The organism is Aminipila luticellarii, from assembly GCF_004103735.1.
Taxonomy (GTDB): Bacteria; Bacillota; Clostridia; order Peptostreptococcales; family Anaerovoracaceae; genus Aminipila; species Aminipila luticellarii.
The window spans coordinates 1,789,584-1,803,317 of sequence record NZ_CP035281.1; the positions used below are offsets into that span (position 1 = coordinate 1,789,584).

The 13,734-nt window shown below is 43.6% G+C and carries 13 protein-coding genes; 11 read left to right on the plus strand and 2 right to left on the minus strand.

Features of this window, described 5'->3' with window-relative positions; translation table 11 throughout:
* Window positions 1-32 precede the first annotated feature (32 nt).
* Complete coding sequence (gene rpoN, locus EQM06_RS08315) at window positions 33-1,481, minus strand: RNA polymerase factor sigma-54 (RefSeq protein WP_128745869.1); 1,449 nt, start codon at window positions 1,479-1,481, stop codon at window positions 33-35.
* Between the two features lie 96 nt (window positions 1,482-1,577).
* Window positions 1,578-2,048: a tRNA (uridine(34)/cytosine(34)/5-carboxymethylaminomethyluridine(34)-2'-O)-methyltransferase TrmL gene (gene trmL, locus EQM06_RS08320; protein WP_128745870.1), complete on the minus strand. Its 471-nt coding sequence runs from the start codon at window positions 2,046-2,048 to the stop codon at window positions 1,578-1,580.
* Window positions 2,049-2,204: 156 nt separating this feature from the next.
* Here trmL and EQM06_RS08325 point away from each other — a divergent pair, with 156 nt between their 5' ends.
* From EQM06_RS08325 to hisC, 11 genes are all read left to right on the plus strand, one after another.
* Entirely contained in the window at window positions 2,205-3,179 is a 975-nt protein-coding gene (locus EQM06_RS08325) for a homoserine dehydrogenase (protein ID WP_128745871.1), read from the plus strand.
* A gap of 13 nt (window positions 3,180-3,192) precedes the next feature.
* Window positions 3,193-3,693: an SEC-C metal-binding domain-containing protein gene (locus EQM06_RS08330; protein ID WP_128745872.1), complete on the plus strand. Its 501-nt coding sequence runs from the start codon at window positions 3,193-3,195 to the stop codon at window positions 3,691-3,693.
* A 129-nt stretch (window positions 3,694-3,822) separates the two neighbouring features.
* Window positions 3,823-4,455: an endonuclease III gene (gene nth / locus EQM06_RS08335; RefSeq protein WP_128745873.1), complete on the plus strand. Its 633-nt coding sequence runs from the start codon at window positions 3,823-3,825 to the stop codon at window positions 4,453-4,455.
* Window positions 4,456-4,574: 119 nt separating this feature from the next.
* Window positions 4,575-6,500 carry an aconitate hydratase gene (locus tag EQM06_RS08340; protein ID WP_128745874.1) on the plus strand — a complete coding sequence of 642 codons (1,926 nt, stop codon included), beginning with the start codon at window positions 4,575-4,577 and terminating at the stop codon, window positions 6,498-6,500.
* 12 nt (window positions 6,501-6,512) lie between these two features.
* A complete protein-coding gene (locus tag EQM06_RS08345) occupies window positions 6,513-7,640 on the plus strand; it encodes an isocitrate/isopropylmalate family dehydrogenase (protein ID WP_128745875.1) in 1,128 nt (375 codons plus the stop codon).
* Between the two features lie 22 nt (window positions 7,641-7,662).
* The gene (locus EQM06_RS08350; protein WP_128745876.1) at window positions 7,663-8,325 is read left to right on the plus strand and encodes a GntR family transcriptional regulator; all 663 of its coding nucleotides are present in this window, start codon (window positions 7,663-7,665) and stop codon (window positions 8,323-8,325) included.
* 74 nt (window positions 8,326-8,399) lie between these two features.
* Window positions 8,400-9,419, plus strand: a complete 1,020-nt coding sequence (gap, locus tag EQM06_RS08355) for a type I glyceraldehyde-3-phosphate dehydrogenase (RefSeq protein ID WP_128745877.1) — start codon at window positions 8,400-8,402, stop codon at window positions 9,417-9,419.
* A gap of 183 nt (window positions 9,420-9,602) precedes the next feature.
* Complete coding sequence (locus EQM06_RS08360; protein ID WP_128745878.1) at window positions 9,603-10,727, plus strand: ATP phosphoribosyltransferase regulatory subunit; 1,125 nt, start codon at window positions 9,603-9,605, stop codon at window positions 10,725-10,727.
* Window positions 10,711-11,370 (plus strand): ATP phosphoribosyltransferase, encoded by a 660-nt coding sequence (gene hisG, locus EQM06_RS08365; protein WP_230974946.1) that lies wholly within the window; start codon window positions 10,711-10,713, stop codon window positions 11,368-11,370. Before EQM06_RS08360 ends, hisG begins: the two co-directional genes overlap by 17 nt.
* A complete protein-coding gene (hisD, locus tag EQM06_RS08370) occupies window positions 11,363-12,664 on the plus strand; it encodes a histidinol dehydrogenase (protein ID WP_128745879.1) in 1,302 nt (433 codons plus the stop codon). The genes hisG and hisD overlap by 8 nt, the downstream gene beginning before the upstream one ends.
* Window positions 12,661-13,725, plus strand: coding sequence for a histidinol-phosphate transaminase (hisC, locus tag EQM06_RS08375; protein WP_128745880.1), 1,065 nt, complete (start codon window positions 12,661-12,663; stop codon window positions 13,723-13,725). Before hisD ends, hisC begins: the two co-directional genes overlap by 4 nt.
* The last annotated feature ends 9 nt before the right edge of the window (window positions 13,726-13,734 follow it).

The following is a 13,734-nucleotide window of genomic DNA, read 5'->3' on the forward strand; positions in this document are numbered from 1 at the left end:
GATTCTTTTATATTATTAACTGTTATTAATAATCAATACCTTTTTCGCTTTGATGACGAAAGAATATTTAATTCATCCCGATATTTTGCGACCGTGCGTCTGGAAATCTCGATTCCCTTGTCGCTCAGGAGCTTTACCATGTCCTGATCGCTGTAAGGAGCCTTCGGATTCTCTCCGGCCACAATTTCCTTGATGAACGTTTTGATACTTTCGGAAGAAATTCCTTCTCCCTGATTTCCTGCCACGCCGCTGGTAAAGAAATATTTGATTTCAAACACTCCTCTTGGGCTCTGCATGTATTTCCCATTTATAGACCGGCTTACTGTAGACTCATGGATGCCTACCTCCTCTGCAATCTGCTTCAAGGTCAGCGTTTTTAAATGTTTCGGACCCTTATCAAAAAATTCCTGCTGGTATTTTACCACAGCGCTTACTACATTATAAATGGTCTGTTTCCGCTGTTCGATGCTCCTGATAAGCCATACGGCTGAATTGAGCCGGCCGGACAGGAATTTTGTCAGATTGGTGTCGTTGTGAGATTCTCGCAGCACTTTTTCGTAATAGGAACTGACCATCAGTTTAGGCGCACTGCTTTCATTTATCGTAACGATATATTCTTCGTTCACTTTTTCTACAATAATATCCGGGACAATGTATCTGGTCGTTGCCTGCGATGCAAACTGTCTGCCGGGCTTCGGCTCCAGGCTTCGTATCAGATCACTGATTTCCTGTGCTTCCTGCACCGTGATGCCAAGCTCTCTGGCAATGACTGCCAGTCGGTTGGCCGCGATATCTTCCAGATAATCCTGAATGACACGTTCTGCAAGCTCGGTCAGTTCGCCCCGATTCTCAAGCTGAATCAACAAGCATTCTTTCAGATCACGGGCAGCCACGCCCGCCGGTTCAAATCCGTGAATCGCACAAAGCACGGTATGGACTTTTTTTTCAGAAACCTTTAATGCCCGTGCGATTTCTTCTACGGTCAGTGTCATATAACCGTTATCATCCAAGGATTCTATAATGTATTTACCAATGTTTCTATAGTTTGGCTTTATTGGTGCAAACTGTAACTGAAACATCAGATGTTCCGGTAAGGTCACATCTGATGTAACAAACTGTTCAAAAGAATATTCTTTGCCATCTTTTACATATTCTCCCTGTTTATAGCTGATATCATCGTATTCTCTTTCTTTTATATGTTCCGCCCATTCATTACTGCTAAGTTCATTGCTGCCCAATCGATCACTATCCAGTTCCCTGGTTCTTTCGCTTGATTCTTTACTGATTTCTGTATTTTCACCCACTTCGACCGGGTCAGACGGACTGGCCTGCTCCAGTACGGGATTGACCAGAAGCTGTTCCTGTACATAGTTGTCCAATTCCTGTGTATTGAACTGCAATATTTGAATCGCCTGAATTAATTCAGGCGTCATTACAAGTTTCTGTGTTTGTTCAATTGTCAGATCGTACCCAAGTTTCATGTTTTACCTCAAACTACAGCATAAGCAAACTTACTCAAAATAATTATACTACAAAACGGTAATATTTCCACCCCAAACTAACAAGAATTAGAAATTTTACTCCAATCCGGGAAATCCTAACTGTCTCAACGCCTCGAAAAGAATAATATTGGCAGAATTGGACAAGTTGAAGGATCTCAGTCTCGTATCCCTGCTCATAGGAATACGGATCGCCTTCTCCTGATGTGCTTCAATAAAATCCCTCGGAAGTCCCGCCGTCTCCCGTCCAAACAGAATCATATCTTCATCCTTAAACTTTACATCCGCATATTTTCGGCCTCCCTTGGTGGTTGCCAGATACAGCTGCCTGTTCCCATATTTTTTCATAAAAGCGTCCAGACTCTCATGTACTTCAAGCTTTACAAAGGGCCAGTAATCCAGACCTGCTCTTTTAACACTTTTATCATCTATAGAAAAGCCCAGAGGTTCTACCAGATGAAGAACACTGTCTGTGGCCGCACAGGTTCTCGCAATGTTCCCTGTGTTAGGCGGAATCTCCGGTTCTACAAAAACGATGTGAATTGCCATATGTTCACCTTCCATTCTAAAAATTATAAGTCTTATTCTATAGTATCACATCCTGCCGAAAAAAACACCATGCACAATGCTCTTTCTAAAAAGTTAAAGACAAACCCCTTTAAATAGTATATAATAATCTGTAATTATCTAGTAGGAGGTATAGAAATGAAAACAGTCAAAATCGGACTACTGGGCTTAGGTAACATTGGAACTGGCACTTACAAGACTCTTGAAATGAATAAAGTGCATATGGTGGAGGCAACCGGTCTCAATTTTGAAATCAGCAAGATTCTCGAACGGGATACCACGAAGAAAAGAGATATTGCTGTTTGTCAGGAACAGTTTACACAAGATCCCGACGATATATTTAAAGATCCTGAGATAGACATCGTCATTGAGCTTCTAGGCGGAATAGAACCTGCAACGACCTTCATGCTCGATGCCATGAAACATAAAAAAAGTGTGGTAACAGCCAACAAAGCTGCCGTTGCCGCCAATTTTGAAAAGCTGACTGAAACCGCAAAGGCCAATCAGGTGGAATTTCGATATGAGGCCAGCGTCGGCGGCGGAATTCCTATTATAAATGCTCTTACTACGGTTCTGCAAGCCAATGAATTTGTGGAAATTCAGGGGATTTTAAACGGAACCACCAATTATATTCTTACGCAAATGACCGAGTTCGGTCTGCAGTATGAGGATGTGCTTAAAAAGGCGCAGGAATTAGGTTTTGCAGAAGCGGATCCCACAGCTGATGTGGAAGGCATCGATGTAGCAAATAAGCTTTCTATTCTGATCTCCATTATGTTTAAGAAGTACGTTGCGCCAAAGAATATTCCCACAAAAGGGATCAGCAGCATTACACAGCAGGATATCGAAGCAGCAAAAGCGGAAGACAGCAAGATCAAGCTCCTCGCTTATGCCCATAAAAATGGTTCCCACTTGGAATATAGCGTAAAGCCGATGGTATTAAAAAATTCTCATCCGCTGGCATCTGTCAGCAATGAGTTTAATGCGGTGTATGTAACGGGAAATGCCGTGGGTGAGGTAATGTTCTACGGCAAAGGCGCCGGCCCGCTTCCTACCGGAAGTGCCGTTATGGGAGACGTTCTTGAAATAGCAAAAAAATTATATAATAAATAATAGAGGTGAACACATGAGTTTATATGAACAGTGGCAAGATTTAATCAATAACCAGACCGATGAAACATTCCCTGATTTCTGGAAAAAATACAGTGATACGGAGACAGCGATTTATACCGATATTCTGGAAAATCATGAAAAAACCCTCAGCGGTACTTTTCAGGAAATGCAGGCCAAATATGATGCGGATCCTGTGATCTTTATGGGGTTTCTTGACGGAATCAACAGCAGCTTAAAGAAGGAACTGGACATCGAAAAATGCGATGAAAATTCGGATATCAAGCTGGACATCGACTTTGAAAAGCTATTCTTCAATATGCTTGGCGCGGAAGCAGATTATCTGTATTCCATTCCTGCCTGGGACAAAGTCCTTCCTATTGAAAAACGGGAACAAATTGTAAAAGAATTTAAAAAATCAAAAACCGTGGTGAAAGAAAAAGAGCCCGGCAGAAATGATCCATGCCCTTGCGGCAGCGGCAAAAAATATAAGAAATGCTGCGGAGCAAATAAATAAAAGCTATTATAAAAGCGGTTGGATTTCCAGCTGCTTTTTTTGTTCCCTATCCCCCGGTACGGTGGTAAGTCCTTGTTACATTCTCAGCTCAAAGGGTATATAATAATAAAAATTGGAGGTTATAAAACGATGAGATTTACTAAACAAAAAATAAATGAACTTTTAGATAAATTGGAAGAGATGTATCCGGAAGCAGATTGCGCTCTGGATCACCAGTCTGTATTTCAGCTTTTAATATCGGTGGTTCTTTCAGCGCAGACCACCGATAAAAGCGTGAATCAGGTCACGGGAAACTTATTTTCAGCCTATCCCGATGCCGCTTCTTTGGCGGAGGCCAGTGAAGAAGACGTTCAGGCTCTTATAAAAAGGATCGGACTGTATAAGACCAAATCGAAAAACATTATCGCCCTATGTAAAGCTTTAACGGAAAAGTATGACGGACAGGTTCCGGACGACTATGACAAACTGGTCGAACTGCCCGGTGTCGGAAGAAAAACCGCTAATGTAGTTCTTTCCGTGGGTTTTGGTCACCAGAGAATCGCGGTAGACACGCATGTATTTCGAGTTTCTAATCGAATCGGCCTAGTCCATGAAAAGGATGTATTAAAAACAGAGCTGGCTCTGATGAAGGCCATCCCCGAGGAAAGGTGGTCCAGAACGCACCATAGCCTGATTTTTCACGGCAGATACTGCTGTGACGCAAAAAAGCCGAAATGTGAAACCTGCGGAATTTCCGCATTCTGTGAGGCCTTTCACTCCTAGTCTTCAAACTATGCTAAAGTATCGGAGGAATATCCATCCTCTTCTTGACAAAACTGTTCTACATTTGTATAATTGTATACATAAATACAATGTTTTAGTTTTAACATAGGAGGACTTAAATGGGAAATACTTTAGCCTACAAAATTTTACAAAGCCACCTTCTGGATGGCACACTTTCCCCCGGAAATGAAATCACCATAAAAATGGATCAGACTTTAACTCAGGATTCAACCGGAACGATGGTTTATCTCCAGCTCGAAGCCATGAATGTGGATAAAATTCAAACAGAGCTTTCTGTTGCATATATAGACCACAATACCCTTCAAACAGGTTTTGAAAATGCGGACGACCACGCCTTTATCAAAAGCGTGGCTCAAAGACACGGCGTTCTTTTTTCTAAGCCCGGAAACGGCATCTGCCACCAATTACATTTAGAAAATTACGGGAAACCGGGAAAGACCTTGCTGGGTTCGGACAGTCACACACCTACCGGCGGCGGATTGGGTATGATCGCCATCGGTGCAGGCGGACTGGACGTAGCCATGGCCATGGCAAAAGGTACGTACAGCCTGACCGTTCCCAAGGTTATCAAGGTAGAGCTTACCGGAAGCTTAAGGCCTTGGGTCTCCGCTAAAGACGTCATTTTATATGTACTTCAAAAGCTCACGGTAAAGGGCGGCGTAGGTAAAATCGTAGAATACACCGGCGAAGGAGTAAAATCCCTTTCCGTTACAGACCGAGCCACCATTACCAATATGGGGGCAGAGCTTGGCGCTACCACCTCCATCTTCCCCAGTGATGAAAATACATTAAAGTACTTGACAGAGCAAGGCAGGCCGGAGGATTTCACCCCATTAGCTGCGGATGCAGATGCTGTCTATGACGAAATACTGAAAGTAAATCTGTCAGAGCTTACGCCTTTAGCTGCGATGCCCCACAGCCCGGATAATGTAGATTCTGTAAAAAATATAGGCTCTATAAAAATTGATCAGGTAGCCATCGGCAGCTGTACGAATTCTTCTTATACCGATTTAATGAAGGTGGCCGCTATTTTAAAAGGCAACAAAATTCATAAAGACGTCAGTCTTGTGATCTCGCCGGGCTCCAGTAAAATATTATCCAAGCTTGCGGAGAACGGAGCTTTGGCAGATATGATCAATGCGGGAGCACGAATCATTGAAAATGCCTGCGGCCCTTGCATCGGTATGGGACAATCTCCGAAATCCGGTGCGGTTTCCCTCCGGACCTTTAATCGAAACTTTAAAGGAAGGAGCGGCACCTTAGATGCGGATGTTTACCTTGTAAGTCCTGAGACTGCGGCCATTTCCGCCATTACCGGTGTTCTCACGGACGGCATGAGCTGCGGCAGAGAACTTCCGGATATTCCTTCCGTAAGCTTTAGCTTTAACGATCACTTTATCATTTATCCGGAAGGAGCAGATAAACAGAATACCGAAGTGGAAATGGGTCCGAACATTAAGCCTTTCCCAAGGAATACGGCTCTGACTGATGAAGTACGGGCAGCCGTAGCTCTTCATGCAGGCAACAACATTACGACGGACGACATCATGCCGTCTGATTCAAGGCTCCTGCCTTACCGTTCCAATATTCCTCACCTTTCAAACTATTGCTTTGAAAAGATTGACAGCCAGTTTGCCGCCCGATGTAAGGAATTGGGAAGCTGTGCTATTATTGGCGGTGAAAATTACGGTCAGGGCAGCAGCAGAGAGCATGCGGCACTTGTGCCCCTTTATCTGGGCGTAAAATTTGTTCTGGCAAAATCCTTTGCCAGAATTCATCGTTCCAATCTGATCAACAGCGGTATCATGCCTCTTGTGTTTGAAAACCCGGCAGATTATGATGATTTTGCTATCGGACAGCAGCTTGTTATCCGGCAGGCAAAAAAGCAGATTCAGGAAGGCGTTGTTGTGGTGAACAATTTAGATAACGGAAAAGAATATAAGACCCTTACGAACTTTTCTGAGCTGGAGATCCAAATGATCTTATGCGGCGGAAAGATCAATTCAATAAATGGAGCAAAATAAAGGAGCATCGGCATGGAATATATAAAAGAGTTCGAAAAAATTATTGAAGAGCAGCTCGCGAGAGTGGAAAGGATGAAGGCTTCCAATGAATTCGTGGACTTTAAAGCCATAGATAAGATCATTATCGGCATTATTGACGGGGACGGAATCGGACCGGTCATTGTAGCGGAAGCCAAAAGAGTTTTACAGGAATTATTGAAAGATGAGCTCGCTTCATGTAAAATTGAATTACGCACGATTGACGGCCTGACCATCGAAAACAGGATTGCAAAAAATGCTACGGTACCGGAGGATGTACTGGCTGAAATAAAGAAATGCCACATTCTTTTAAAAGGTCCTACCACGACCCCCAGCAAAGCAGATAATCTGCCTAACATCGAAAGTGCGAATGTTACACTGAGACGTGAACTGGATTTATTTGCTAATGTACGTCCTGTTTCTATTCCGGAGAAAAATATCGACTGGGTATTTTACAGAGAAAATACGGAAGGGGAATATGCTCTCGGCAGTCGAGGGGTAGAAATCAGCAAAGACATTTCCATCGATTTTAAAGTCACTACTACAGGCGGAACGGAAAGAATCGCCAAAGCTGCCTTTGAATATGCGAAAGCAAACGGCAATAAGAACGTTTCTATTGTCACAAAAGCCAATATCATGAAAAAGACAGACGGCAAATTCTTAGATTTATGCTATCAAGTAGCAAAGGATTATCCGGATATCAAAGTAGATGATTGGTATGTGGATATTATGGCCGCAAATCTGGTGAACGAGCAAATCCGCTCCGGCTTCAATGTATTTATATTACCCAACCTATACGGAGATATTATAACGGATGAAGCCGCTCAGATCCAAGGCGGCGTGGGTACAGCAGGAAGTGCCAACGTGGGCGCACGATACGCTATGTTTGAAGCCATTCACGGAAGTGCTCCGAGAATGGTCGCAGAAGGCATCGCTGATTATGCCAATCCTTCCAGCATCCTGAAAGCTTCCGAGATGATGCTCCGTCATATCGGGTATGCGGATAAAGCAGATGAGCTTTCCGCTGCACTGAACTTTGCCAAGGATCATACACATATGACCGGTGACGCATCAGGAGAAACGGCGGCTGCTTTTGCACACTGCGTCCTCTCCCAGCTTTAATATCAAATTGGAGGCTTAAGAAATGGTACTTTATCAACATAACGAACATGCGAAATCCCAGAACCTCCCTATTTCCAACAGTCTTTTTTCTAAACTGCAAAAAGATATTCTTCAAGGGAAAATGCGTGCAGGGGAAAAGCTTACCGAACAGAGCATCTGTGATAAGTATAAGGTCAGCAGAACCCCGGTAAGAGAAGCTTTGAGACAGTTGGAAATGGAAGGTCTTATTGAAACGATTCCCAATCGGGGAGCCTTTGTCATAGGCTTTTCCGCTCAGGATATGGCTGATATGTACGAACTTCGTAAAGCTTATGAAGTCCAAGCCGTAAAATGGGCGATTGAACGCATTACGGATGAGGAAATGGAAGATTTGGAAGAAACATTTGAATTCATGGAATTTTACACACAAAAAAATGACATTGATAAAATGTTAAACATTAATACCGGTTTTCATCAGCTGATTTATACGGCTTCCCACAACAGAATGCTGCAGCATGTGCTTTCTTCTTATCAGATCTATATCAAGCACAGCCGAAAGCCTTCCTCGTACCCAGAGAATTATCTGGCAGAGGTTTTAGAAGAACACCGGGCAATATTTGAAGCATTTAAGAACAAGGATATTGAGGCGGGGACCCTGGCCATGCGAATACACATGGAAAAATCCATGTCCCGTTCAAAACAGTAATACTGAAACATGTATAGCTTCAATTTGAATCAGACAAAATAATACTGCGAATGTTTAAAGGAGGAACCTGCAATATGAAAAGAAAGATTGCAATTAATGGATTTGGTAGAATCGGAAGACTGACCTTCAGACACATCTTTGAAGAAGCGGATTTTGAAGTGGTCGCTATTAATGATCTGGCAAAACCGGATATGCTCGCCTATCTGCTCAAGCACGACAGCGTACAGGGTCAATATACCAAATATACCATTGAAAGTGATGACGACTCCATAACCGTAGGAGGAAAGAGAATCCGGCTCTATAAAGAGTCCGATCCTGCCAACCTTCCATGGAAGGCCCTGGACGTAGATATCGTTCTGGAATGTACCGGATTCTTTACGTCCAGAGAAAAAGCTCAGGCACACGTGAAGGCCGGTGCAAAAAAAGTCCTGATTTCCGCTCCTGCCGGAAAAGATCTACCCACCATTGTTTACGGCGTAAACGAGAATACACTGAAAAAAGAGGACAACATTATTTCAGCTGCTTCCTGCACCACCAACTGCCTTGCTCCGATGGCAAAGGCTCTGAACGATTACAGGGAAATCCGAACCGGATTTATGACGACCATTCACGCTTATACAGGTGATCAAATGATTCTGGATGCCCCCCATCGGAAAAATGACTTCCGCCGTGCCAGAGCGGGCGCCATCAATATTGTTCCAAACAGTACCGGTGCGGCAAAAGCCATCGGATTAGTCATCCCGGAGCTTGACGGCAAGCTGATCGGTTCAGCCCAGCGAGTTCCTGTAGCAAGCGGCTCTCTTACCATTCTGGATGCCGTTTTGAAGGATTCTTCAGAAACCGTCACGCTGGAAGGAATCCATGAGGCCATGAGAAAAGAGGCTTCTGCTTCCTTCGGCTATACCGAAGAACAACTGGTCTCCAGCGACATTATCGGAATGGAATACGGCTCCCTTTTCGACGCTACGCAAACCCTTGTTGCCCGCAGCGGAACCGGCGTATTCGAGGTTCGAGTCGTTGCCTGGTATGACAACGAAAGCAGCTATGTCTGCCAGCTGATCCGAACCATGAAGCATATATCTGCTCTTCTATAAATACAAAACGTTGAAATCGATGGGACATTTCACAATGTTGCATCGATTTTTTGTGTTTTTACACAAATTTTTCTTTTTTCTCTTTACTTTATCACATTAACGTGTTATATTATTATCGTGTTAAATCAAACAGCTGTATTTCCCATAAATTGATACGGAATTCAATCATCAGGAGACTTTAGAATGAATCAAAAAGAAAGCTTTTTAAAAGAAGAAGAAAAAACCATCCTAAACCTGCGCAGGCTCTATAAAAATTATGGCTATGCCCCATTTAAGATGGCAAAATTTGAAGAATATGATCTGTATGCCCGCAACAAGGATTTCCTGCTCAGTGATCAGATTATAACCTTCACCGATACCAACGGCCGGCTGATGGCATTGAAGCCGGATGTAACCCTTTCCATTATAAAAAATGCAAAGAAGAAAAGCGATTCCATACAAAAATTATATTACAGTGAAAATGTTTACCGGGTTTCCAAGGATACCCATACATATAAAGAGTTTATGCAGACCGGGCTTGAATGTATAGGAGACATTGATCTCTATCACATGTGTGAAGTGCTTCTGCTGGCCTATAAAAGCCTTGAGCTCATCAGCAGCCGCTCCATTCTTACTCTTTCTCATATGGGCATCGTCTCCTCACTTCTGGAGGAATTGCATTTGAACGGAGAGCAGGAAAAAATAATCTTTCAATTCATCAATGAAAAAAATGCACATGGTATAGAAAAAATGTGCGAACAGACTGGTATGAATCAGGAAATTTATAAAAAGCTGATGGCGTTGATTTCAACCTACGGCTCCATAGATTCGGTGTTAAAGAAACTACAGCATATCAGTACCAATGAAAAAATGGACTGTTTTATAGAAGAGTTAAAAAGTATAGGTGAAATCTTAAAATTAAACGGCTGTGAGCATGTACAAATGGACTTTTCCGTTATCAATGGGATGAACTATTACAACGGAATCGTTTTTCAAGGATTTATAGACGGAATCCCAGCTGCGGTCCTTTCCGGAGGCCGATATGACAAGCTCTTGCAAAGAATGGACAAACAGGCAGGTGCTATTGGTTTTGCCCTTTACCTGAATCGTCTGGAATATTTACCGGATACACAAAGGGCTTATGATGTGGATGTACTGGTGCTTTATTCCTCGGACAAGGATATACAAGCTGTAACAGAAACAGTAGAAGAGCTGAACAAAAACGGACGGAGCGCTCAGGTACAAAAACAAATTCCTGAAAAGCTCCGGTACAGAAAATTAATTCAAATAAAGGACGGGAGGATTACCAGCTTTGGATCAGATCATTAATATAGCACTGCCCAAAGGCAGGCTTGGAAAGAAAGTCTATGATATGTTTGCGGCAGCGGGATACCCCTGCCCTTCTATAAGCGATACCAACCGGAAGCTAATCTTTGAGAATCCGGAGTCCGGTATTCGGTATTTCTGGGTCAAGCCTTCTGATGTAGCCATCTATGTAGAACGGGGCGCTGCCGACATCGGAGTTGCCGGAAAAGATATTTTGATGGAATATACGCCGGAGGTCTACGAGCTTCTGGATTTAAATATCGGAAAATGCCGTTTGTCAGTAGCGGCTAAAAAAGGATTTCGAGATAATACAGATAAAACCCTTCGGGTCGCCACAAAATTTAAAAATATTACCCAGCAATATTACCGAAGCCATTGCCGGGATATTGACATCATCAAATTAAACGGTTCCATTGAACTGGCTCCTATTTTAAATCTTTCAGATGTGATCGTTGATATTGTGGAAACAGGAACCACCTTAAGGGAAAATAACTTGGAGGTAGTGGAAACGATCCTCCCGATCAGCGCCAGACTGATAGCAAACAAAGCCAATTTTAAATTTAAAAGCAGCCGGATAGAAGATATTTGCAGCCATATGAAGCTGCAATGTTCCGCATCAAGCGAAGGAGAAAGGACATATGATTAGAATTTTATCATACAACGAGATGAACCGTGCAGATATTTTTCAGCGAAGCACCGTTCCTACAGGCGTGGAAGATACCGTTTCCCGCATCATTCAGCAGGTGAAAGAACAGAAGGATTCCGCCCTGCTGGACTATTGTACACAATTTGACGGAGGTGCTCCTGAAAGGCTGGAGGTTTCCGAGGAAGAAATCCGTCAAGCGTTTGAATCGACGGATCCCCAGTTTATTAAAGTCTTAAAAAAAGCTTCTGACAACATTACTTCCTTCCACAGCTGTCAGATTCGGAACAGCTTTATCCAGAACAAAAGCAGCGGCATTGTTGTAGGTCAGAAAATTGTTCCTTTAGACAGGGTCGGACTTTACGTACCCGGCGGTACGGCTGCGTATCCTTCCTCTGTGCTCATGAACTGTATTCCTGCCAAAATAGCCGGCGTAAAAGAAATTATTATGGTAACGCCCGGTAAAAACGGAACGGTTCCTCCGGCTATTCTATCTGCGGCTAAAATAGCCGGTGTCCACCGCATCTTCAAAGTAGGGGGCGCCCAGGCGGTCGCAGCTTTAGCCTATGGCACAGAGACTATTCCTAAAGTGGATAAAATAGTGGGTCCGGGCAATGCCTTTGTAGCCGAAGCAAAAAAACAAGTATTTGGCAGCGTGGACATTGATATGATTGCCGGGCCCAGTGAAATTTTGATTATAGCAGATCAATCCTGTCAGGCCGGACAGGTGGCGGCCGACATGCTTTCTCAGGCAGAGCATGACAAAATGGCCAGTGCTGTTTTAGTGACCGACAGTCCAAGGCTGGCTGAATCGGTCCGATCGGAGCTTGAACGGCAGCTTTCAGTTCTTCCTCGAGAGGAAATCGCTCGTTCCTCTATTGAAAATAACGGCAAAATTATCGTCGCTCCGAACCTTGAAACGGCTATAGACATTGCCAATGAAATCGCTCCGGAGCATTTGGAGCTTTGTGTAGACAATCCCTTCGACTATTTAGACCGTATCCGCCACGCAGGTTCTGTTTTCTTAGGGAAAAATTGCCCTGAGGCTCTTGGGGATTATATGGCAGGCCCGAACCATACCCTTCCCACAAGCGGTACTGCCAGATTTTCAAGCCCTCTTTCCGTAGATGATTTTGTGAAGAAATATCAATACACATACTACACAAAAGCGGCTCTTTCCGCCGCAGCAGACGATATTATTTACTTCGCCGAGCAGGAAGGTCTGTCTGCTCACGCAAGAAGCGTTTCCGTCCGGCTTGCGGAAGATCTGGAAGACGGAAAGGATGGGATGGGATGAGCCGATTTCTGAATAAAAAATATCGGGGGCTTGAAGTCTATACCCCCGGCGAACAGCCTCAGGATGTTCCGTATATCAAGCTGAACACCAATGAATCCCCTTTTCCTCCGGCTCCAAAGGTACTGGATATTCTAAGCCGTCGTGAAATAGAAAAGCTTCGATTGTATTCAGACCCTGCATGTACATCACTGATCAATAGGCTTGCTGAGCTATACGGGGTTCTGCCGCAGCAGCTATACGTTTCCAACGGCTCGGATGAAATCTTAAATTTTGCTTTTATGGCCTTTGGAGGAAAGGACGTTGAAGCCGCTTTTCCGGATATCAGCTATGGATTTTACAAGGTCTTTGCCGCTCTCCATGGTATCCGATATACTGAAATTCCTGTAAAAGCGGACTTCTCTATCGATTATCGGGATTACTGCCATCTCCATAAATTAATTGTTCTGGCGAATCCCAATGCCCCTACCGGCCTGACCTTATCCGTTTCTGAAATAGAGGAGATCGTCAAGACCAATCCGGCTCATGTAGTAGTTGTTGACGAAGCGTATGTGGATTTTGGAGCAGAGTCCTGTTATCCATTGATCAATCGGTATCCGAATCTTTTAGTCGTGCAGACCTTTTCCAAATCCCGCTCCATGGCGGGCGCACGTCTGGGCTTTGCTTTGGGTTCCGAAGAGCTGATTGACGACCTGAATAAAATCAAATATTCCACCAATCCCTATAATGTGAACCGTTTGACGCTCCTTGCCGGAGAAGCCTCCGTGGATTCTGACGAATATTATAGGGATCGATGCCGCAAAATTACTGAAATCAGAAGCTATACTTCAAAGGAACTGAAAGGTATGGGCTTTACCGTGCTTCCTTCCAAAGCCAACTTTATCTTTGCTGAACGGAAAGATATAAAAGGTTCCTATATCTACGAGGAATTGAAGAAAAGGGGTATTCTGATCCGCCACTTTACAGCCCCGCGAATTGAGAATTACAACCGCATTACCATTGGTACCCTGGAAGAAATGAATATCTTATTAAATCAATTAAGAATTATTATAAATAGAAAGTAAAGGAAATCT

Bases quoted from the DNA above. Each gene is read 5' to 3' on its own strand.
- EQM06_RS08360 (WP_128745878.1), top strand. From the start codon at position 9,603: ATGAATCAAAAAGAAAGCTTTTTAAAAGAAGAAGAAAAAACCATCCTA.
- EQM06_RS08340 (WP_128745874.1), top strand. From the start codon at position 4,575: ATGGGAAATACTTTAGCCTACAAAATTTTACAAAGCCACCTTCTGGAT.
- gap (WP_128745877.1), top strand. From the start codon at position 8,400: ATGAAAAGAAAGATTGCAATTAATGGATTTGGTAGAATCGGAAGACTG.
- EQM06_RS08330 (WP_128745872.1), top strand. From the start codon at position 3,193: ATGAGTTTATATGAACAGTGGCAAGATTTAATCAATAACCAGACCGAT.
- EQM06_RS08350 (WP_128745876.1), top strand. From the start codon at position 7,663: ATGGTACTTTATCAACATAACGAACATGCGAAATCCCAGAACCTCCCT.
- trmL (WP_128745870.1), bottom strand. From the start codon at position 2,048: ATGGCAATTCACATCGTTTTTGTAGAACCGGAGATTCCGCCTAACACA.
- nth (WP_128745873.1), top strand. From the start codon at position 3,823: ATGAGATTTACTAAACAAAAAATAAATGAACTTTTAGATAAATTGGAA.
- rpoN (WP_128745869.1), bottom strand. From the start codon at position 1,481: ATGAAACTTGGGTACGATCTGACAATTGAACAAACACAGAAACTTGTA.
- hisD (WP_128745879.1), top strand. From the start codon at position 11,363: ATGATTAGAATTTTATCATACAACGAGATGAACCGTGCAGATATTTTT.
- EQM06_RS08345 (WP_128745875.1), top strand. From the start codon at position 6,513: ATGGAATATATAAAAGAGTTCGAAAAAATTATTGAAGAGCAGCTCGCG.
- hisC (WP_128745880.1), top strand. From the start codon at position 12,661: ATGAGCCGATTTCTGAATAAAAAATATCGGGGGCTTGAAGTCTATACC.
- EQM06_RS08325 (WP_128745871.1), top strand. From the start codon at position 2,205: ATGAAAACAGTCAAAATCGGACTACTGGGCTTAGGTAACATTGGAACT.